Genomic DNA, 20,732 nt, shown 5'->3' with positions numbered 1-20,732 from the left:
AGGCCTATATCTAAGTAATAGGCACTTAGATATAGTGAGCTAAGAAAACTTAGAAAAACTGAGATTATATGTATAAAACTATCTCAGCCGGCAATATATATAAGCGAAACCCGAGGAGGTCCAGAAGGGCCTCCGGAACACTTGAAGGAGTGGTAACGATGGCAGGAATGGTTCCCTATAGCGACTACGAGAAGGCTCTCCGCAGGGCATGGCCGTTCGGCGCGATCGATGACTTCTTCGCGCCTGTGCTCTCGGTGGATGCGTCCGACGCATTCCCGATGGACGTCGAGGATGCAGGCGACCACTACGCGGTGACGGCCCATCTTCCGGGCGTCTCGAAGGATGAGGTCGACGTCGAGCTCAACGAGGGCAGGCTCTCCATCTCCGTGGACCACAGGGAGTCCGACGAGGACAAGGGCAAGAACTACCTGCAGAAGGAGACCTCGGAGTGGCAGGCAAGCCGTGGCGTGTATCTGAAGGATGCCGCCAACGAGGGCATCACGGCAAAGCTTGCGGACGGCGTGCTCACCGTCAACGTCCCCAAGATCGCAGAGCAGAAGGCCAATGCGACCAAGGTCGAGATCCAGTAATCTCTTCCGTAGCCTGTGCAGGAGGGGCAGCGTCTCAGGGCGCTGCCCCTCTTTTTTGTATCGCGTGCCGGGCGAAGCAGATTGCCAAGCTTATGACTCGATGCATGCCAGAATGGACAAGACATTCTCGACAAGCGGAGCTTCGAGATGTGCCCTGAGCTCTTCCATCTCTGGAATGCATGCCAGCTCGTCGAAGAGGCTGGCTTCCTTTGCAAGGATCTTCTTGCCAATGTCCTGCATGGGGGAGATGCACCAGCTGACGTCCAGACCGAGCTCTTCGAGTTTGCCTGCTGCAGCAAGGCGCTCGAGAGCCTGCCTGCTCATGCGTCCCAGTTGCATCTCTGCTCCGATGCTCATCGCGAGACGTGCTTTCCTGCGCATCTCGCTGCAGCCAAGCACAGATGCCACATCATAGAGCGGAGACAGGAAGGCAACGTTTTTCGAGCCCAAAAGCAGGGCATAGTTCTTCGCATGGGCACAGGTAGCGCCAATGTGGCAGCAGAAGAACAAGTCCTCGACGAAGTGCTCCATGTTCTCGCGCGGTGCAAAGGTCCCGAGCAGCAATGTGGCAATCTCGGGAACGGCGGATCAATGAAAGCCCATTGAATACATGAAGGCTGCTGCGAGAGCATATGCCAGGTGCGCAGCGGCAGATGCCGGACATGCTGATTCAGGAGATGGTCCAGCTGAAAATCATGGCAGCAGCTTGTCAAGATTGCGTCTGGCATATAGGACACGACGAACTTCCATCGTGTCGTCTATGACAACATAGAAGACTGAGTAGTTCCTTGCATTCATTCGATAGTAAGGATGGGGCCTGGCTTTTGACGAGGGATAGGGTGCGAAAGCTAGCGGAATCTCTAGCCGTCTATAGATTGCATTCTCGAGATCATCGACCAGCCGGAGTGCTGCCTCTGGATTTTGCAGATGGATGGAATATAGTCCGTAATCTCGTTCAGGTCTTTCTCAAAGATGGGATTGAATAGCAGCCTATATCTCTGCGCGCCCATCGATCCTGCTCCTTGCTCTGCCAAAGACCTCCGATGAAGAGTAGCGAACAGCGGTCTGTTCCGCGGCGGCATCAGCTTCATCCAGCTTTCGTTCGATGCCATCTGTGAGCTCGGAGCATTGCTCAATGCTCATACGCTCCAGACGAACAGCACTGCCTGCTTGAAGGGGCGATGCAATCAGATGTGCATCCATAATATGGCTCCTCATTACGCAAAGCTCCGCATATATAATAGAGCCGCAAAGTTTTGCGTGTCCACAGCATATGCAGAGTTCTGCGTGATTGCCTGAAGCAGCATCTTTCTCTGGATGGAATGCGTGCACTCTGTCGGATTGCTGGCTCAGAGCATGCAGGAAAAGCCTTCTTCTCTATGCTGGTATGCACTGAATCTGAGAGAAAGGCTTGCTATGGAATGCATCATGGTAGGACTCGGCGGCGCTGCAGGAGCTATCCTCCGCTACCTCATAGGGCTTCTGCCCGTAGGCACCCAGGGAGGATTCCCCTGGAAGACCTTGGCCATCAACCTCCTCGGCTCCTTCCTTATCGGCATCCTTACCGGCCTCATCCTCAAAGGTGCGCTTGCGCCGCGCTGGGAGCTGCTCCTGAAGACCGGCTTCTGCGGCGGCTTCACGACGTTCTCTACGTTCGCGCTCGAGTCGCAGGGACTCATCGACAAGGGCGCCTACGGTGCAGCGGCGTTCTATATGGGTATCTCTCTTGTTGCAGGTGTATTTGCTGTCGTCGCAGGAGAAAGGCTCGTGGCATAGATGGAGAAGAAGAGCGCTAAGGAACTCATGGCAGAAGGCGTCTGGTACGACGCCGGGAAAGACGAGGAGCTCGCAGAGCTCCGCGAGCGTGCCCAGGACATGGCATACGAGTTCAACCAGGCAAGGCCCTCCGACCTTCCCCGGCAGAAGGAGCTCCTGGAAGACCTGCTGGGCTCAGTCGGCGAAGATATGGAGCTCTGGGCGCCGCTTCAGGTGGACTATGGCTTCAATGTGCATATCGGTGCCCATACCTTCGTGAACCATGGTGCGTACTTCATGGATGGGGCAAAGATAACGATAGGGGAGCACTGCTTCATCGGTCCTGACTTCGGTGCCTACACGGCACAGCACCCGCTCGTGGCAGAAGAAAGGAACTCCTTCATCGAGCGCGCGCTTCCGATCGAGGTCGGCAACAACGTCTGGATCGGTGCCCGCGTGACGCTTTTGCCTGGCGTCCATATCGGCGAGGGCTCGGTCATAGCTGCTGGTGCCGTCGTCACGAAGGACATCCCGGCACATGTCCTTGCGGCAGGCGTCCCTGCCAGGGTCGTGCGTCCCATCACAGACGAAGATCGCATCAAGAAATAGCCTCCTTCGTTGCGCTTATGCCGTCTCCTGTGCCGTCTGGCACGCGAAGCCTCACGCCTCCCGATATATAGCGTCTCTATCCCGCTCTTGTGGGTAAGGTGTGTGGCAAGCGACTCGCTGCGGAAGAGCGGGGACTTGCCTTGCTCTCCGTTGGACCAAGGAGGCACATCATGGGTGATGAGAAGGTCAGAAACGTTGTCCTTGTGGGCCAAGGCGGCGTGGGCAAGACCATGCTGGCAGAGGCCATGCTGCACCTGACGGGCAAGACCACCCGTCTCGGAGGCCATGCAGGCACCAAGCCCACGCTTGACTACGATAACGAGGAAGCATCGCGCGGATTCTCCATCTCGACGACCATCGCCCCGATCGAGTGGAAGGGCACCCGCATCAACGTGCTCGACGCTCCCTGCTATCCTGACTTCGTCGGCGACGCCTATGCAGCCATGAGCGCCTGCGAGACGGCGCTCTTCGTCGTCGATGCCCAAGGCGGCCCTGCTGCCGTGACGACCCGTCTCTGGTTTGCCGCAGAAGACCTCTCCCTTGCACGTGCGGTCTTCGTGAACCGCATCGACCGCGCAGAAGCTGACTTCGCAACGACGCTCGAGAGCCTGAAGGAGCACTTCGGCCCGCGTCTTGCTGCGGTCACGCTTCCCATGGGGACAGGAGATGCTTTCTCCGGCGTCATCGACGTCGTGCACCAGGTAGCCCGCCATCTCGAGAACGGCAAGCCCGTCGAGGGGCCGGTGCCTGCAGAGTATGCAGACGAGCTCCAGGAAGCGCGCGATGCCCTCTGCGAGCTTGTCGTCGAGGCAGACGACGACCTCATGATGAAGTACCTCGATGGAGAGCAGCTCACGCAGGAAGAGCTCGAAGGCCTGCTTCACAAGGCGCTTGTCGAGCGCATCTTCGTGCCGGTCTTTGCCGGCTCCTGCGTGAAGGAGGAGGGCGTCATCTCCTTCATGGACAATGTCGTGGACTACTTCCCGGCCATGGCGGACTTCGGCCGCATCCCGCTCGTGAACGGCGAGCAGCTCGATATCTCGCCTGATGACGACCGTCCGGTCGCCTTCGTGTTCAAGTCTCTTCAGGATCCTTCGAACGGCCGCCTCTCGTTCCTGAAGGTCCTGGCCGGCACCGTGACGCCGGGCTTGGAGCTCGTGTGCGCCCGCACAAGGAAGACAGAGCGCCTCACGCACCTCTTCCGCATGATGGGCAAGGAGACCCAGGAAGTGAAGTCGGCATCGGCAGGAGACATCGTCGTCGTGCCGAAGCTCGAGGTACAGACGGGCGATACCCTTTCTGTCACCGGCAAGGTCGAGGCAGCTGCCTTCCGCTTCCCGAACTCGCTCTACCGCATTGCTATCGAGCCGGACAAGCGCGGCACCGAAGACAAGCTCTATACGTTCCTCGAGAAGGCAGCAGATGCAGATCCTACCCTCAAGGTCGAGCGCGACGAGGAGACGGGCCAGACCGTCATCTCCGCTATCGGCGAGGCACAGGTCTCCGTGCTTCTTGACCGCCTCGAGGACCGTGTCGGCATCACTGCCCACACCGTGAAGCTCAGGATTCCGTATCGCGAGACGATCCGCCGTGTCGCGTCTGCCGAGGGCAGGCACAAGAAGCAGACGGGCGGCGCCGGCCAGTTCGGCGACTGCTGGCTGAGGCTCGAGCCGAACCCGGGCAAGGGCTACGAGTTCGTCGACGAGGTCGTCGGCGGCCACATCCCGAGGAACTTCATCCCTGCCATCGACAAGGGCGTCCAGGAGACCATGGCAGAAGGCGTGCTGGCAGGCTACCCGATGATCGACGTGAAGGTCGCCGTCTATGACGGGTCCTACCATCCGGTCGACTCGAATGAGATGGCCTTCAAGACGGCCGCGAGGATCGGCTTCCAGAAGGCCGTCGAGCAGGCAGAGCCGGTGCTTCTGGAGCCCATGGCAAAGATGAAGGTGTCGGTGCCTGAGTCCTACGCCGGCTCCATCATGGGCGACATCTCGGCATCGCGTGGCCGCGTCGAGGGCATGGAGGCAGGCCAGGGCGCAGCGGCAGGGATGACAACGATATCGGCGACCGTGCCATATGCCGAGGTCGTCGACTATGCGACACGCCTGCGCTCGCTTTCCCGCGGTACCGGCGAGTTCACGATCGAGCTCTCCGGCTATGAGCAGGTCCCGCACGACGTGCAGGAGAAGCTTGCAAAGGAGTATCAGGAAAGGCGTGCTGCCGGCCTTAAGTAGGCACATGCACACAGGAAGACAGAAGGCCTGCAGGTCCATCCGAGCCTGCAGGCCTTGTTGCTGCCGAAGCGTTTTGAGGGGCCCCAAGGGACAAACATGGCCGCAGATGCTCGGCAACTGCTTGACTACTATTTGACTACTATTCGAATAGTAGTCAAATAGGCACGAAAAGTAGTCAAATAGGGGCTAGAGCTAAACAAGTTGGGTCTAAAAGTAAACAAGCGGGAGCAGAACTAAACAAGTTCGAGTCGAAGCCAGATGGGACAAGGATGGCATCAGGCGTGTCACGAGAGCCTGTCCCGTCGGGTCGCACATCCTGCTATGGGCTTCCTTCGACAGGAGGCTGAAGCATTTCTTCTGCACCTCGTTCTGCGCCAAGCAAATATCACCTATTTGATAGCTTTTATCGATTGTAGCCTTCCGGAACCATCTGAAAAACGGTAGCATCTGAGAGCAAAGATGCATATCTGTGTCTCTCTGCCGCGTGATATGCTCAGATATGCCAGATGTCATTCAACTAAGGATGGTTCCCATGCTCACTGCAATTCAGGTAAAGCCCGATGTCTATTGGGTGGGCGCGCTCGACTGGAATGCCCGCAGCTTCCACGGCTACAAGACCGAGGACGGCATCACCTACAACGCCTATCTGATCATGGACGAGAAGGTGACGCTCATCGATACGGCCAAGATCACGTTCAAGGACGAGCTCATCTCCCGCATCGCAACCGTGATCGATCCTTCCAAGATCGATGTCCTCATCTGCAACCACGTGGAGATGGACCACTCTGGCTCCACCCCTGTCATCAAGCAGCTCTCCCCGAACGTCGAGATCTATGCCTCCGCACCCCAGGGCGTCCGTGGCCTCACGGCACACTACGGCGACCTCGGCTATCATGGCGTGAAGACGGGAGATACCCTCTCGATCGGCAAGCGCACGCTGACCTTTGTGCAGACGCCCATGGTCCACTGGCCGGACAACATGGTCACCTACGATGCCTATGACAAGATCCTGTTCTCGAACGATGCCTTTGGTCAGCACTATGCATCCTCTGGCCGCTTCGACGACGAGAACGAGCTCTCTGTCGTCCTGAACCAGGCACGCAAGTACTATGCGAACATCGTCCAGCCCTACCGCACGCAGGCAGCTGCCGCCGTCAAGGCCGTGCGCTCCCTCGGTGCGGACGCAATCGATATGATCGCCCCTGCTCACGGCGTCATCTGGCGCTCGCATGTGGAGGATATCCTCAAGGCGTACGAGGAGGAGTACACCTCCGGTACCCTCAAGGATTCTGCTGTCGTGGTCTATGACTCGATGTGGGGCTCCACGGACAAGATGGCCCATGCTATCGCTGACGGCTTCCTTGCAGCTGGCGTCAAGGTCGAGCTCATGGACATCAAGGCGAACGACAACTCTGATGTGATGAATGCCTTCCTCGATGCGAAGTATGTCTGCGTGGGATCGCCTACCTTCAACTCCCAGATGCTTCCGACCATCGCAGGGTTCCTGTGCTACATGAAGGGCCTCTCCCCGAAGAACCAGGGTCGCATCGGCATTGCCTTCGGCTCCTATGGCTGGGCTCCGCTTGCACAGAAGCAGATCGCTTCCGAGATGTCTTCTGTCGGCTTCGATGTGCGCGAGACCATCTCCGAGAACTGGATTCCTTCCGAAGAGCACCTTGCCGCTATCCGCGACAAGGTCATCGCCCTCGTGAAGGCAGAGGCATAGGGCTTCCTATCAAGAAGGAGGCAAAGCAGTACTGCATGCCAGATGCGCCTGCTGCCAATGGAGCCGGGACTTTTGTCCCGGCTCCATCTCTGTCGGACCGAAAAGAGTGGCATGGATGTGTGGTGCAGGCTCCCGGCCGTGCCGCCAGAAGGAAATCTTGTGGGATGCCTGGAGCTGTGCTGGACCATCTGCCCCCATCCGGCTGGCTTGGGCATCATGCAGGATAGCGGCAGGGGGCGAAGAGACCAGGGCCTGTCCATAGGGCATGGCAAGAGGTGGAAGCAGAGCTCGCGTACGAGAGGTCTGACTATCATTTTTGAATCTCATGATACTCAAAAATGATAGTCAAACGTGAGACCCAAACACAGAATCGAAGATGCAGGTTCAAGGCTGCATCCAGCTGGGGAGACACTGGGCTGGCTGCGTATCCTCCCAGCTCAGCGCCCGTATCGTGGATGGCCGTCCGTCTGGCTGCAGCGCACTGCGGATGCTGGCGCATGAGCATCCAGACCCATGTTGAGCCTCATTCTGGCACCCAGGGCATCGCAAAGCGATGCCTGAAGATGAGACTCAAAACATGCCGTTGACAGATAGCTGAGAGAATCAAAGAACGATCCATCTTCCTGTCCTGGATGCACCTTCATGGCGGATGCGCCCCTGTGCACGCAGCTCGGCCATGTCACGGTTCGTCGTTGCCCTGCTGACACCCAGACTGACGCTGGCTTCGGCGAGAGATGATGCGGGATGCTCTGACAGATAGACAAGCAGCCTCTCCCGACGCTCTGCGATTGCCTGCGAGCGTGGCGAAGGGGCATCTTGCCGTTCTGCAAGGTTGCGCTTATAGATGGTCGTCAGGAAATAGATCCTGTCTTCATCGGTCTCGAGCAGAGGCTCAGGAGATCCGTTTTCTGCGAGGGACTGCAGCATCTTGTGGATGCCGGTATTTCTGCCCTCGGTGAGATGGAGCTCCTTCAGAAACTCTCCGACACGGCGGTTGCGGTATCTCCTGCTGACCGCCCTGAACTGCTTGAGATTGTCGATAGTGATGGAACGGTCCGCTCCAGGATGCGACAGTATTTCGATGCGGTCGGGAAGCACGCGCACCTCGATGGGCTCGCGGGTATCGTAGCCTTTGTGGTAGACAGCATTGGCGAGCGCCTCTTCGATGGCCTGATAGGGATAGTTGAAATACCGCTCGGCCTCAGCCTTGTCTGGCAGCTTGGTGATGGCCTCCTCGATCACGTTGTTCTGCAGATAGCGCAGGGCCCCCTCCAGCTGTGCATCAAGAGGACCTGCAAAGGAATGCTCGAATATGCGGTCTCCGCCTTCTCCGTCAGGGAGCTCCACAATATCGATATGGGCTGCATAGGGGAAGAACCGCTCCGGATTCGAGGAGAAGAACAGCAGCCCGACATTTTTGGGCTTCACATATTCCGTCGGGCCATCGACGATATTCATGCTTCTGCAGAGCTCGATGAAGTCCATAGTGTCGGCACGGCTGTAGAGCGAGCTTCCGGTCTTCTTGAGATATGACCTGATGAGTGGCAGGCTCAGGTCGCTGATATCGGCGGCGTGGTTGATGCGGTCGTCGAAGGGGACATTGTTTGCAAGGTTGTAGAGGTCGACCTGCTCCTCATGCGTCGGCTCGACTGTGCTTGCCATCTTCCGGATCCAGCAGACCCTCTCTGACTTCTTGCCCATCGATTTTGGAGAGGAATAGGGCCTCTGGCTTCCCCCGGGCGCCCAGATCACAATGAAGGTCTTGCCTTTGTATGTGCAGACCTCGGTGATGGGCATATAGGGAGGCTGGATGAGCTTGCATTTGTTGAGCATGTCCTTCAGCCATCCATCGACCATTTCCTCAGGGACACCTATCGCTTCGTGCCTGCCTCGGGTTTCGTGCACGCCTATAACGATATAGCCGCCTCCCCAATTATCGATATCGTTGGCAAAGGCGCAGATGGTCTTCAGGGAGGCCTGCGGATCCCAAGTCTCCTTGAATTCGATTCTTGCCCATTCAACGACCTGTCCGTCCAGCAGCGTTTCGATAGTGGTTGGAATAGCCATCTGCGGAGCCTTTCAGTCTCATTTTTGACTATCATTTTTGAGTCTCATGATACTCAAAAATGATAGTCAAACGTGAGACCCAAATACAGGGCTGAAGACGCGGGGCCTGAGCAGGATGAGACCGTGCGGACAGCAGGCAAATATCGGCGCGGGTCCTGAAGGCTGCATGGACCTGCACTCTGATGAGACTGGCTATGTTATTGGCAAAGGAATGGATCGATTCTGTGCTGATCTTTCGGTCCTACGCCTGAAGGGCGGCTGGGCAGGCAGCATGAGTATCATCTCTGCATCTTATGTGATCCAAAGATGATACTCAAACGTGAGACTCAATCAGTTTCAGGAGAGCAAGCCGCGGCGGGCAGGTGTCTTCCTCTCCGTTGTCTGCCACAGGGCGGATAGAGGGCTTCTGTGTGAGGCTGGCTGCATCTTCTCGTCTGCCGGGTCTCTGGCGAGGCGGAAATACGGCAGAACAGCTGTTTCTTGGGTAGAAACGAAGTATGCATGCAGGATTTCTCGGCAGCCCGCCAGGATGGTCTTACGCTGCTGGTGGGCTCCGCCAGAACAGGACAGTACGTTTTGGTAGAATTGGGCTTTAAGATTCGCACGTATCCGGGAGGCAAGCGCCTACGCGCATGGACATAGCAATTAGCATCGTCGTCACGATACTTCTGACTATCGTTAACGGCTATTTCTCGATGTCGGAGATGGCACTCTCCACTGCCAAGAAGGTCATGCTCGACCATGAGGCGGAGGAGGGGGACAGGCGTGCGGCACTTGCTGCCCAGATGACAGAGGACCCCACAGCCTTCCTTGCGGCCATTCAGGTCGCGATCACGCTGGTGGGATTTGCGAGTTCGGCATTTGCTGCCACGAGCCTCTCTGAGCCGCTTGCAGCATGGATGGTATCGCTCGGCATGAGCGCAGCGACCGCCTCTGTCCTCGCTCCCATCATCATCACGCTCATCGTCTCCTACTTCTCGATTGTCGTGGGCGAGCTTGTCCCCAAGCGCATCGCTATGGCAGACGCCGAGAAGATGGCAAAGAAGGTCGCAGGCCCCTTGAAGACCTTCGCCACGATCGTGAAGCCGCTCGTGTGGCTCACATCGGCAAGCGCAAATGGCCTGGCGCATCTTCTGGGCGTGAAGTCTGCGGAGGACCGCAACAACGTCTCCGAAGACGAGATCAAGTACATGGTCTCCGATGCAGACGACCTCTCCGATTCGGAGAAGTCGATGATCCATGAGATCTTCGACCTCGGCGATGCCATTGCCCGTGAGGTCATGGTCCCTCGTGTCGATATGACCGCGATGGAGGACACCTCGACCATGGGGCAGGTCCTTCAGGTCATGCGCCGCACGGGCTACTCCCGCATCCCCATCTACCATGAGGACGTGGACCGCATCGTCGGCATCGCCCATATCAAGGACATTATCAGCCCCCTCATGGACGGCGAGAACAAGGACGAGAGCATCTCGAAGTTCATGCGTGACGCCGACTTCGTGCCTGACACGAAGGACATCATCCCGCTTCTCCAGGAGATGCAGTCCTCCCATGACCAGATGGTCATTGTCGTCGACGAGTATGGCGGAACGGCTGGCGTCATAACGATCGAAGACATCGTCGAGGAGATTGTCGGAGAGATCGAGGATGAGTTCGACCCCGATAACAAGTACCTGACGAAGCTCTCCGATCGCGAATGGCTTGTCGATGGCCGCTTCTCGGTGGACGATGCAGCAGACCTCGGCTGGCCTATCCCTGACAACGAGGAATACGAGACCGTGGCTGGATTCATCCTGGAGCTTGCCGACCAGCTGCCCTCGCCGGGTGACGTCTACACGAAGGATGGGTATACGTTCCGCGTGCAGTCCATGCGCGGAAGGAGAATCGCCCTGTTGCGTGTCACGGCGCCCGAGCCTGCCAAGGAGGAAGAGCCTGAAGAGGCACCCTCCGAAGAGGAGAAGAAGCAGCCGAAGGACCACGAAGAGGACTAAGGTGCAGGAGGTTTCGCTGTGTCCAACATCATAGAGTTCCAGAAGATCTCGATCGGACCGGAGTTCCTGACGGCCCGTGTGCGCATAGGCGATGGCTATCCGGAAATGACAAACGAGGACCTGGATGCCACGACGAGGGTCTGGCGTCTCATGCCGCAGATTGCAAGCCATGCCTGCGTGGGCGACGGCGGCAAGACCTTCCGCGATGTTATGGGCGGAACCGAAGTCGCACACCTTCTCGAGCATGTAGCTGTCGAGCTCATGGCAAGGACGAACCTCGGCGACGATATCAGCTATGGGCGCACGAAGGCTGTGGAAGGCGTTGCCCGTACCTACCATGTGCAGCTCGTCTGTCCGGATGACGTGCTCTGCGTGGGAGCTCTTTCCTCTGCTGCCTGGATCCTCCAGTGGGCCTTCTCAGGCGGCGGCTTCCCTGAGCCCGATATCGATGCAATCGTCCAGGGCCTTGTCGGCATGGTGAAGCGTGTGGATAAGGAAGAGAAGGAGCGTGCTGCCTTCGACCGTACGGTCGCGGAGCAGCAGGAGCGTGCGGAGGCAAAGCGCCTTGCGAAGGAGCGCGCCGAGCGCGAGCCCTGGACCGTCGTTCCGGACGATATGGTCGACCAGTGGGCCGAGGGCAGGGAAGGCCTGGATTAGGCGTCTTGCCTGGGCGGGCCTCAGGCATCCCGCAAGAAGACATCCATCCCCGGCAGAGGTGGCTTCAGCCCCTCTGCCGGGGATTCTTCTAGATATGCCTGCCCAAGGCAGTCTATCTGATGCGGCAGCAGAGATGTCCTGTCTGCATCCTCACAGCATGCCTGCCCAGGGAAGGGAGTTTTGGCAGGGGAATAGGCGGCTCTCAGAGCGCTCCTGCGCCGCTTGGCTTCTTCTGCATCCTTCTGGCAGGGTTCGCCTCGCTTAGCTATGATAGGGATGGGTATAATCTGCCAGACAGGGCGGCAGTATGCCGCGCGGCTTTGGAATGTCTGCGCATGGAGTGCGCACCTGCATGGAAAGGATTTGACATGAGCGAGAAGAGCGCAGGTCTTGGTTTTGTTGTCGGCAGCATGCTGGGTGCTGCGGTAGGTGCGGTCGTGGGCCTTCTGCTCGCTCCCCGTTCCGGTGCCGAGAGCCGCGCCATGGCAGCAGATGCAATGAATGACGCATGGGATGGTGCAGTCGATTCCTACGAGCGTGGGTCGCGCGTCGTCTCCGACAAGCTCAACGACTTCCGTCCGCAGGTCGATGCCCACACCGATGAGCTCCGTGCAAAGATCGATCTTGCCCGCGAGCGCATGGACCAGCTCCGCGACACGCTGAACGACGCTGTCTCCACGGCTTCCGACACGGTCACCTCTGCTGCAAGCTCTGTTGCAGATACCGTGAGCTCCGCTGCTGCTCCTGCAGCTGCCTCCGATCCGGTGCACGTGGATGTCGAGTCCGAGACGAAGCCTGCCGAAGAGTAGGTCTTGGCAAGCTCATAGTAGGGGTACGTATCAAGGGGCGCGCCAGTGGCTGCGCCCCTTTTTGTGAAAGAGGGGAATCCACGCATGCTTCGTGTCGGCAAGCTCTACAGGCTCCATGTCTATGACAAGAAGGAAGGGCGCTCCGGCAAGGAGAAGCTCAAGAGCCTGGGCCGTGTGCACATGACGGTGTTCGCGCCGGACGGCAGGCACGTCGTGGGGTTCACGATCACGCAGCCCGATATCGCAGGCATGGTGAAGAGGCCAGACCTCTTCATTGCCTATGATGCCTTCGAGGTGGGCGAGCGTGGCCTCGTTGCCACGAAGGGCAAGGAGAGCTTCGACGATGCGGCGCGCAAGCGCCTTGGCATCGCTTGGGACTCCTGCATCATCTGGTGCGGCATGGATGCCAAGACCACGGATGGCAAGGAGCTCGGCTACATCGACGACGTGGCCTTTGACCCAGCGACCGGCGAAGCGCAGACCTTCTATGTAGGCGATGGCGGACTCTCCCAGAAGCTTGTCGGCACAGTCGAGATTCCAGTCTCTATGCTTCGCGGCTACAAAAAGGGCTTCATGCTGGTAGATCCAGCCGCAGCAGAGCTTGCACTCAATGGCGGCCTTGCTGCCAAGGCAGGCGAGGACTTTGCAAAGGCCAAGGTGGCAAGCAAGGAAGGTGCCGCAAAGGCTGGCAAGGCTGCGACCGAGGCGGTGGACAAGGGCTCGCATGAGCTTGGTCGCGCCATCAGCCGTACTGCCAAGGCCATGGAAGAGTCGAAGGAAGAGTTCGAGAAGGCATCGGGTACGCCCAAGAAGAAGCCTTCCGCCAAGAAGGGTGCATCCAGCCAGGAGGCAGCCCGTGCTGTCGGCAAGCAGCTCGGCAAGATGGGATCGATGTTCGGCTCCTTCATGGATGAATACAAGAAGGCAAGCAAGTAGGCCTGACTCACGCCAGGCCGTTCTAAGGGCAGCGCATGCTGCCCAGGCTGGAGAGAAATGCCTATACCCAAGCTCGCACCCCGCACGAAGAAGATAGTCCGTGGAGTGGGGATGGTCCTGCTCATCGGCGTCACGGTCGCTGCCAATGTGGCGGTGGCCAAGTTCGGCAAGACCCTGAACTCCTGGGTCAGCACCGATTATGTGGATGTGAGCACCACCGACTACAATGCCCGCATGGCACAGGACGAGAAGCTGGCCGAGGAAGAGGAAGCAGAAGGAGCGGTGCTCCTCCAGAACAAAGACAATGTCCTGCCGTTTTCCAAGGATGTGGACAAGGTCAATGTCTTCGGCTGGAGCTCCACCCAGTGGGTGGCTTCAGGATCTGGCTCTGGACAGGTGGCCGGAAAGACGACAGGCCTCCTCGATGCCCTTGTCGATTACGGCATCTCCTACAATGAAGAGCTCACGGACATGTACAAGCGCTATTCGAGCGCCCGTCCGCGCTCTGGCAATGGCTCGCTGAACTCGTTTGCGGATGACTTTTGCCAGCTCGTGGAGCCCTCCATCCAGAACCGTGCCTGGTATACGAAGAGCATGCTCGACAATGCGAAGAGCTACTCCGATGCCGCCATCGTCGTCATCTCCCGTGTGGCAGGAGAGTCCATCGACTGCCCGGGCACGCAGCCGAAGGTCTCGAATACCGGCTATGTCACGACAGACGACACCAGGAGCTATCTCGAGCTCTCGACGCAGGAGCTCGACCTTCTGACGTATGTGGGTGCGAACTATGACAAGGTGGTCGTGCTCGTGAACTCCACGAACGCGATGGAGCTTGGCCCCATCGAGTCCATCCCCGGTGTGGATGCATGTCTCTTGGTGGGCTGCACGGGCTCTGTCGGTACGAAGGCAATCCCCAAGCTCCTCTGGGGTGACGTTAACCCTTCAGGCAGGACAAGCGATACCTATGCCTACGACCTTTCGACTGCTGCAAGCTATCCGAACAGCGGCACCTGGGGCATCGGCACCTACACGAACTCCAAGGGCTCCTATCCAGCAGATGGCACGCTCAATGGCAACGTCGGCACGATCTCTGCCTATGAGGGGGTGTCCTACTATGACTATCAGGAAGGCATCTATGTCGGCTACCGCTGGTACGAGACGGCAGACGAGGAAGGCTTCTGGGACGATGTAGACAACGAGTATGGCAAGGGATACGACGGCGTCGTGCAGTATCCCTTCGGCTATGGCCTCTCCTATACGAACTTCAGCTGGGAGGTCGTGGACTCCTCGATAGAGGACGGCGATACGATCTCCGAGGACAGCCAGATATCCGTGACCGTTCGCGTCACGAACACGGGCCAGAATGCCGGCAAGGATGTCGTGGAGCTCTACTACACGGCTCCCTACTATACAGGCGGCATGCAGAAGTCCTCTGTGGAGCTTGGCGCCTTCGCAAAGACGAAGCTCCTGGTTCCTGGGGAGAGCACCGATGTGACGCTCACGTTCGCTGCGCGGGACATGGCATCGTATGACTGCTATGACGCAAACAAGGATGGCTTCAAAGGATACGAGCTCGATGCCGGCACCTACACGATCTCGCTCAGGCATGATGCCCATACGCCGGATGAGACGGAAGGCTCCACGATCTCGGTCGAGCTGCCAAGGACGGCAGAGCTCACGACCGATGCCGCGACCGGCGCCACGGTAGAGAACCGCTTCACGGGAGATTCTGCAGAAGACGGCGTCTCGATCGATGGGAGCAATGCGGGATACCCCCTGACCTGGCTTGACCGCGCAAGCTTCACGGCCACCTATCCCAAGAAGACGGCAAACAGGAGCATGACAACGAAGGTGATAGAGAAGAACCTCTACCATGCCCAGGATGCAGATGCTGCCATCGAGAGTACGGATGCAGCTGTGAAGTATGGCGCCTCAGGCACGAAGGCGCTGGGGGATGATGGGTCCTTGACAGAGCTTGGCTATGCCCTAGGTCTCGACTACGGCAACCCCCAATGGGAGTCGCTCCTGAACCAGATGAGCCAGGCCGAGCAGGAAGACCTTGTGCTCCATGGGTATTCCAATACGGCTGATGTCGCAAGCATCGGAAAGCCGCAGACCAAGGAAGTGGATGGCCCTTCGCAGGTAGGCTCCTTCAACCAGCTCAAGTATGGTACCGGCTTCAGCAACGGCACGGTGCTTGCACAGACCTGGAACACGGAGCTTGCTGGCCGGATCGGCGAGGCGCTGGGAGCAGAAGCTGCCTATATCGGGGTCGATGGCATATACGCGCCTTCCGCAAACCTCCACCGCTCCGCCTTCGGCGGCAGGAACTACGAGTATCTCTCCGAAGATCCTGTGCTGACAGGAAAGATGGCGGCAGCAGAGGTCAGAGGCATCAAGAATACGGGCACCTACTGCTTCGTGAAGCACCTGATCTGCAACGATCAGGACACGATGAGGGACGGCCTCTACGAGTGGATGACGGAACAGACGCTGCGCGAGCTCTATCTCGAGCCGTTCCGCATCCTCGTGGAAGAGGGCGGCGCGACGGGCATGATGAGCTCGTACAACAGGATTGGTGCCGTCTGGGCAGGAGGATCCGAAGCACTCCTCACGGGCGTCCTCAGGAATGAGTGGGGCTTCAAAGGTGCTGTCATCACCGACTACGCCGACCACCACACGTACATGAATGCCGACCAGATGCTCAGGGCTGGCGGAGACCTCTATATGGACGGCATCATGCGCGACGGCGCCTTTGTGTACGAGACTGCATCTGCAACCTTCCAGCAGGATCTGAGGCGCGCTGCGAAAGACGTGCTCTATGTCTGGCTCAATGCGCGGGCACAGAATCTCCAGTACAACGAGACGGCAGCCAAGGCATTCGTGCGTCCGATCAAGCATGCCGGCATGCCCATCCTCTCCATCGGACTGGGGCTGCTCGATGCCGCGATCCTTACCGGAGCGGTTGCAGGGGGATGGCGAAAGTGGAAGAGGAAGCACCAAGGGCAGGAAAGCATGATTGAAACGCCCTCTGAGTGAGGGAGGAGAGAAAAGGATGCATGCTCTGTGAAAAGCAGGGCATGCATCCTTCGATTATGGAGAGCCCTTCATCAGGTCTGCACAGCGTGTCGACAGACCAGGAATTCTTTAAGATGTATATAACTTGGTCCTTCATGCAAGGCACTTTTCTGCCATGCAAGTAAAGCAAACGCAAATCTCCCTTGGCATGCCATTTCAGCAAACTGACAGAAGTCTTGCAGCAAACGTGTGGCTTGTAGTCATAGTGCTTTTATAAGAACAAATTACAGAAACCTGACATCATGCATCAGTTGCATCAAAAGAGAAAATTCCAGCTCCAATTGTCCGTGACGATACGTGAAAATGGCATGAATAAGAAAGCTTGAATTCGGACTCCTAGATCAATCAGCATGTTGAAAGGATGCAGAAAGCATCGTAGACTTCAAGGGGATTCTCTTTAGCAATTGGCATAAATCAGCTTTCTTGCGTCTGGCAATGCAGCTTACTGAAAATCTGACGTGTCGGCGTGATAAGTGCAACCCGGAAAAAGTCGGGGGAGGGGTGCTCGTCGACATGGGTTCACAGGATATGGCAGCGGCTAGCACCAGGATGCCACAGGAAAAGACGCAGCGTGCGTCTCAGAAGCTGTGGGGTGCAGACGCTTCGCAGACGCAGGACCACACGGTCCTGGACCAGGAAGCAGTGCAGGCAGCCCAGCGGCTTGTCTCGCGGTATGGCTACCGTGTTGCAAAGCGCCTGTTCGATATCATGTTCAGCCTCCTGGTGCTTGTTCTTCTGTCATGGGTCTATGTCGCTACAGCCATTGCGATCAAACATGACAGCGAAGGGCCGGTGTTCTTCAATCAGGAACGTGTCAGCAAGGATGGCAAAACCTTCAAGATGTACAAGTTCCGCTCCATGTATGTAGATGCGGAAGAGCGTCTGAAAGACCTGCAGGATCTGAATGAGAAGGATGGTCCTGTCTTCAAGATAAAAGATGACCCACGCATCACGCACGTGGGCCATTTCATCCGCAAGACCAGCATCGACGAGCTGCCGCAGTTCGTCAATGTCCTGAAGGGCGATATGTCCATCGTGGGACCGCGTCCGGCACTTCCCCGCGAGGTGCGCCAGTACACGCCCTATCAGAAGGAACGCCTTCTGGTGAAGCCGGGCATCACCTGCTTCTGGCAGACACGCAGGAACCGCGATAACATCAGCTTCGATGAGTGGGTCGGTCTCGATCTTCTGTACATCAAGAAGTGCAGCGTGCTGACCGATCTGAAGCTCATCATTCAGACGGTAGGTGTTGTGCTGACTGCTCAGGGGAACTGAAAACATTTGAGGAGTGTGCGATATGGTGCAGAAGCTGCTGAATCGAAGTTGATTTCCAGCAATATGGACAGCACATTGCTTCAGTACGAGAGTCTTCTCGTTAAGCCGGGCATTACGTGCTACATGCAGACAAGAATGAAGCGTGATGTGATAGGTTACGACGAGGGGCTGGCCTGGTCCTGATCTATATTAACCAGTGCAATGCTTGGTAGGATTTCAGGATTGTGATTCAGGCCGCAGGGTGTGTTCTCACGGTGGAGGGAAGCTAAGACAGCGACCCGTTTTGGTATGTTCGACAATAAGGACAGTTGGGAATCGGCTTGCGTATTGCGATGATTGGACATAAGCGCTTTGGCTCTCGAGAAGGTGGAGTCGAGGTTGTTGTCACTGAGCTGGCCAAGAGGATGGCTGCTCTCGGCCACGAGGTTACCTGCTATGATCGATCGGGTTCCGATGTTATGACTGGTGATGCGACCGAGACTCGTGAACGCATTATAGATGGCGTCCGTGTCGTGCCAGTTAAGACCATCGATAAAAAGGGACTCGCCGCTGCGAGCGCTTCATACTATGCAACTAAGGCAGCAATTGCAGACAAGCCCGATGTTATTCACTTCCATGCTGAGGGGCCGTGCGTGTGTCTTCCTATGGCGCGCAGGGCAGGAATTCGTACCGCCGCAACCATCCATGGGCTTGACTGGCAGCGTGCCAAGTGGGGAAGGCTTGGGTCTGCCTATATCAAGCATGGGGAGAAGGCTGCTGCCGAGAGCGCGGATGAGATTATCGTGCTCTCGCATTCGGCGCAGGATTACTTCGAACAGACTTACAATCGAAGTACTGTTTTTATCCCCAACGGTATGAATCCTAAGGAATATCGACCAGCAGACGAGATTGAGAAACGTTGGGGTTTGAAGAAGAACTCCTACATCCTCTTCCTGGGAAGACTTGTTCCGGAAAAGAGACCAGAGCTGTTGATTGAGGCTTTCAAGAGGCTTGATACAGACAAACGGCTCGTGATTGCTGGCGGTGCCTCTGATACCTCGGAGTACGAGAAACAGTTGCGGGATATGGCAGAGGGCGACAAGAGAATTCTGTTTACGGGCTTCGTGACTGGCAATACTCTGGCGGAGCTCTACTCTAATGCCTATTGCTACGTCTTGCCTTCGGATGTTGAAGGCATGCCCATGAGCCTTCTGGAAGCCATGGCATACGGAAGATGTTGCGTAACGTCCGATATCCCCGAGTGTGCCGATGTGCTTGCTGGGAATGGGCTGACGTTTGAAAAGGGCAACGCTGATGCACTGGAAACGGTACTCGAGAACATATTGGAAGCACCAGAACGAGTGAAGCTACTTGGCAAAGCTGCAAGAGAACACGTAACAAGAAGTTACGATTGGGATATCGTCGCTCAACAAACTCTAGGAATATACTCCGGCATGCGTGAAAGGTACTAGATGGCAAAGTCAGAAAAGAAGCTAAATGGAACAATAATAGTCACCTATCGCTGTAATGCTCGCTGCACGATGTGCAATCGCTATAAGGCGCCAAGCCGTCCGGATGAGGAGATATCTCTCGATACGATCAAGAAGCTCCCCAGGATGTATTTCACGAACATCACGGGAGGAGAGCCTTTCATCCGTGAGGATCTTCCTGATATCGTGCGTGAACTCTACAAGAAAAGCGACCGCATCGTCATCTCTACGAATGGCTACTTCACAGACCGCATCATCAAGCTTGCCGAGGAGTTCCCCAAGGTAGGCATCCGCGTATCTATTGAGGGTCTCGAGCAGACCAATAACGAGATACGTGGCCTGCCCGATGGCTTCAACCGTGGCTACTCAACGCTCAAGAAGCTTGTCGAGATGGGACATCCCGATGTGGGCTTTGGCGTGACGGTACAGGACAAGAACGCCCCGGATCTTGTGCCGCTCTACCATCTGGCCAACGAGCTGCATATGGAGTTTGCTACGGCAAGCCTGCATAACAGCTTCTACTTCGTTGAAGCCAAGAACATCATCCATGACCGTCCGATGGTTGCGCAGAACTTCGAAGACCTGATCAATGAGCTCCTGAAGAGCAACGAGCCTAAGAAGTGGTTCCGTGCCTACTTCAACCATGGCCTCATCAATTACATCTATGGACAGCCTCGTTTGCTTCCTTGTGATATGGCTTTCGATACCTTCTTCATCGACCCCTATGGGGATGTGATGCCCTGTAATGGCACAAAGGACAAGGAGGTCATGGGCAACCTCAACAAGCAGAGCTGGGATGAGCTCTGGAACTCCGAGCAGGCAGAAAAGGTGCGCAACATTGTACGCAATTGCGATAGGAACTGCTGGATGATAGGCAGCGTTTCTCCTGCCATGCACAAGTACATCTGGAAGCCAGCAGCATGGGTGCTTGCCCATAAGCTGCGTCCTGGCAAGAAGTATGACATGCATGAGCTCAAGATCGTGCGTGACTATGAGGATGGAAAGGTCACCAAGGAAGAGCTAGACAAGCTTTCTACCTGCGATATGTTTGCCGTTGTAAACGATGGCCTCTCTGAAGCAAGCAAAGCCGAAGCGCATGTGTTTGAGACAAGCGAAGTTCTTGCGCACGCTGAGGAAGCTGTAAGACAAGCAAAGGCTCAGCAGTCATTGCCAGAAGGCCAGGGAGGCAAAGAAGATTGGTGATTGGCCATGGCTTTCGCCATAGGCATTTGGACAACTGCCCGTTTTATTAAGGTAGGTCAAGCAACGTTGGACTGAACGGGCTCTTGCTAAGGTGTGGCACTGCGAGGCATTGATGCTAGAGAGAAACGTGGCATAGCTTGGTCGGCCATATCCCCAGCCAATGCGGAACGTTGACTTCTGTTTCAACGACTGCTGGATTCTCACTTGAGAACTCGAATCCATGACATGATATCGCAACTGTCGAGGCCCGCTCTTCTGCACAATACCTATCATTTATGTGTGGCTTCATCCACTTTATTTCTGTCTCAGATCTTAGATGGGATACGTCAT

The 20,732-nt window shown here is 56.9% G+C and carries 17 protein-coding genes; 13 read left to right on the top strand and 4 right to left on the bottom strand.

Going from position 1 to position 20,732, the window contains the following annotated elements; genetic code table 11:
• The first annotated feature begins 158 nt into the window (after positions 1-158).
• Positions 159-590 (top strand): Hsp20/alpha crystallin family protein, encoded by a 432-nt coding sequence (locus ABVS03_RS05650; RefSeq protein ID WP_368018379.1) that lies wholly within the window; start codon positions 159-161, stop codon positions 588-590.
• 90 nt (positions 591-680) lie between these two features.
• On the opposite strand, the gene ABVS03_RS05645 is transcribed toward ABVS03_RS05650, so the two are convergent.
• The 3 genes from ABVS03_RS05645 to ABVS03_RS05635 form a co-directional block, all read right to left on the bottom strand.
• Positions 681-1,154: a HipA domain-containing protein gene (locus ABVS03_RS05645; RefSeq protein WP_368018378.1), complete on the bottom strand. Its 474-nt coding sequence runs from the start codon at positions 1,152-1,154 to the stop codon at positions 681-683.
• Positions 1,155-1,283: 129 nt separating this feature from the next.
• The gene (locus ABVS03_RS05640; RefSeq protein ID WP_368018409.1) at positions 1,284-1,517 is read right to left on the bottom strand and encodes a type II toxin-antitoxin system RelE/ParE family toxin; all 234 of its coding nucleotides are present in this window, start codon (positions 1,515-1,517) and stop codon (positions 1,284-1,286) included.
• A gap of 63 nt (positions 1,518-1,580) precedes the next feature.
• Entirely contained in the window at positions 1,581-1,793 is a 213-nt protein-coding gene (locus tag ABVS03_RS05635) for a hypothetical protein (RefSeq protein ID WP_368018377.1), read from the bottom strand.
• Between the two features lie 213 nt (positions 1,794-2,006).
• On the opposite strand from ABVS03_RS05635, the gene crcB reads away from it, so the two are divergent.
• The 4 genes from crcB (at position 2,007) to ABVS03_RS05615 (ending at position 6,917) form a co-directional block, all read left to right on the top strand.
• Positions 2,007-2,366 carry a fluoride efflux transporter CrcB gene (gene crcB, locus ABVS03_RS05630; protein ID WP_368018376.1) on the top strand — a complete coding sequence of 120 codons (360 nt, stop codon included), beginning with the start codon at positions 2,007-2,009 and terminating at the stop codon, positions 2,364-2,366.
• Positions 2,367-2,954, top strand: a complete 588-nt coding sequence (locus ABVS03_RS05625) for a sugar O-acetyltransferase (protein WP_368018375.1) — start codon at positions 2,367-2,369, stop codon at positions 2,952-2,954.
• A 170-nt stretch (positions 2,955-3,124) separates the two neighbouring features.
• On the top strand, positions 3,125-5,191 hold the full coding sequence (gene fusA, locus ABVS03_RS05620; protein WP_368018374.1) for an elongation factor G: 2,067 nt from the start codon (positions 3,125-3,127) through the stop codon (positions 5,189-5,191).
• 532 nt (positions 5,192-5,723) lie between these two features.
• Positions 5,724-6,917: an FprA family A-type flavoprotein gene (locus ABVS03_RS05615; RefSeq protein ID WP_368018373.1), complete on the top strand. Its 1,194-nt coding sequence runs from the start codon at positions 5,724-5,726 to the stop codon at positions 6,915-6,917.
• 603 nt (positions 6,918-7,520) lie between these two features.
• On the opposite strand, the gene ABVS03_RS05610 is transcribed toward ABVS03_RS05615, so the two are convergent.
• Positions 7,521-8,984 carry an RNA-binding domain-containing protein gene (locus ABVS03_RS05610; RefSeq protein WP_368018372.1) on the bottom strand — a complete coding sequence of 488 codons (1,464 nt, stop codon included), beginning with the start codon at positions 8,982-8,984 and terminating at the stop codon, positions 7,521-7,523.
• Positions 8,985-9,616: 632 nt separating this feature from the next.
• On the opposite strand from ABVS03_RS05610, the gene ABVS03_RS05605 reads away from it, so the two are divergent.
• From ABVS03_RS05605 to ABVS03_RS05570, 8 genes are all read left to right on the top strand, one after another.
• Positions 9,617-10,975 carry a hemolysin family protein gene (locus tag ABVS03_RS05605; RefSeq protein WP_368018371.1) on the top strand — a complete coding sequence of 453 codons (1,359 nt, stop codon included), beginning with the start codon at positions 9,617-9,619 and terminating at the stop codon, positions 10,973-10,975.
• A gap of 18 nt (positions 10,976-10,993) precedes the next feature.
• Entirely contained in the window at positions 10,994-11,632 is a 639-nt protein-coding gene (locus tag ABVS03_RS05600; protein ID WP_368018370.1) for a hypothetical protein, read from the top strand.
• Between the two features lie 368 nt (positions 11,633-12,000).
• A complete protein-coding gene (locus ABVS03_RS05595; protein WP_330972835.1) occupies positions 12,001-12,441 on the top strand; it encodes a YtxH domain-containing protein in 441 nt (146 codons plus the stop codon).
• Positions 12,442-12,525: 84 nt separating this feature from the next.
• Positions 12,526-13,377 carry a PRC-barrel domain-containing protein gene (locus ABVS03_RS05590; protein WP_368018369.1) on the top strand — a complete coding sequence of 284 codons (852 nt, stop codon included), beginning with the start codon at positions 12,526-12,528 and terminating at the stop codon, positions 13,375-13,377.
• A gap of 57 nt (positions 13,378-13,434) precedes the next feature.
• Positions 13,435-16,416 (top strand): glycoside hydrolase family 3 N-terminal domain-containing protein, encoded by a 2,982-nt coding sequence (locus tag ABVS03_RS05585; RefSeq protein ID WP_368018368.1) that lies wholly within the window; start codon positions 13,435-13,437, stop codon positions 16,414-16,416.
• A gap of 552 nt (positions 16,417-16,968) precedes the next feature.
• The gene (locus ABVS03_RS05580; RefSeq protein WP_368018367.1) at positions 16,969-17,730 is read left to right on the top strand and encodes a sugar transferase; all 762 of its coding nucleotides are present in this window, start codon (positions 16,969-16,971) and stop codon (positions 17,728-17,730) included.
• A 308-nt stretch (positions 17,731-18,038) separates the two neighbouring features.
• The gene (locus ABVS03_RS05575; RefSeq protein ID WP_368018366.1) at positions 18,039-19,181 is read left to right on the top strand and encodes a glycosyltransferase family 4 protein; all 1,143 of its coding nucleotides are present in this window, start codon (positions 18,039-18,041) and stop codon (positions 19,179-19,181) included.
• Entirely contained in the window at positions 19,182-20,402 is a 1,221-nt protein-coding gene (locus tag ABVS03_RS05570) for a radical SAM/SPASM domain-containing protein (RefSeq protein ID WP_368018365.1), read from the top strand. It begins immediately after the preceding gene.
• The last annotated feature ends 330 nt before the right edge of the window (positions 20,403-20,732 follow it).

Origin of the sequence: Olsenella sp. AGMB03486 (genome assembly GCF_040884255.1) — a bacterium.
In the GTDB taxonomy this organism is placed as follows: domain Bacteria; phylum Actinomycetota; class Coriobacteriia; order Coriobacteriales; family Atopobiaceae; genus Olsenella_L; species Olsenella_L kribbiana.
This window is presented reverse-complemented; position numbering and strand designations above follow the sequence as displayed.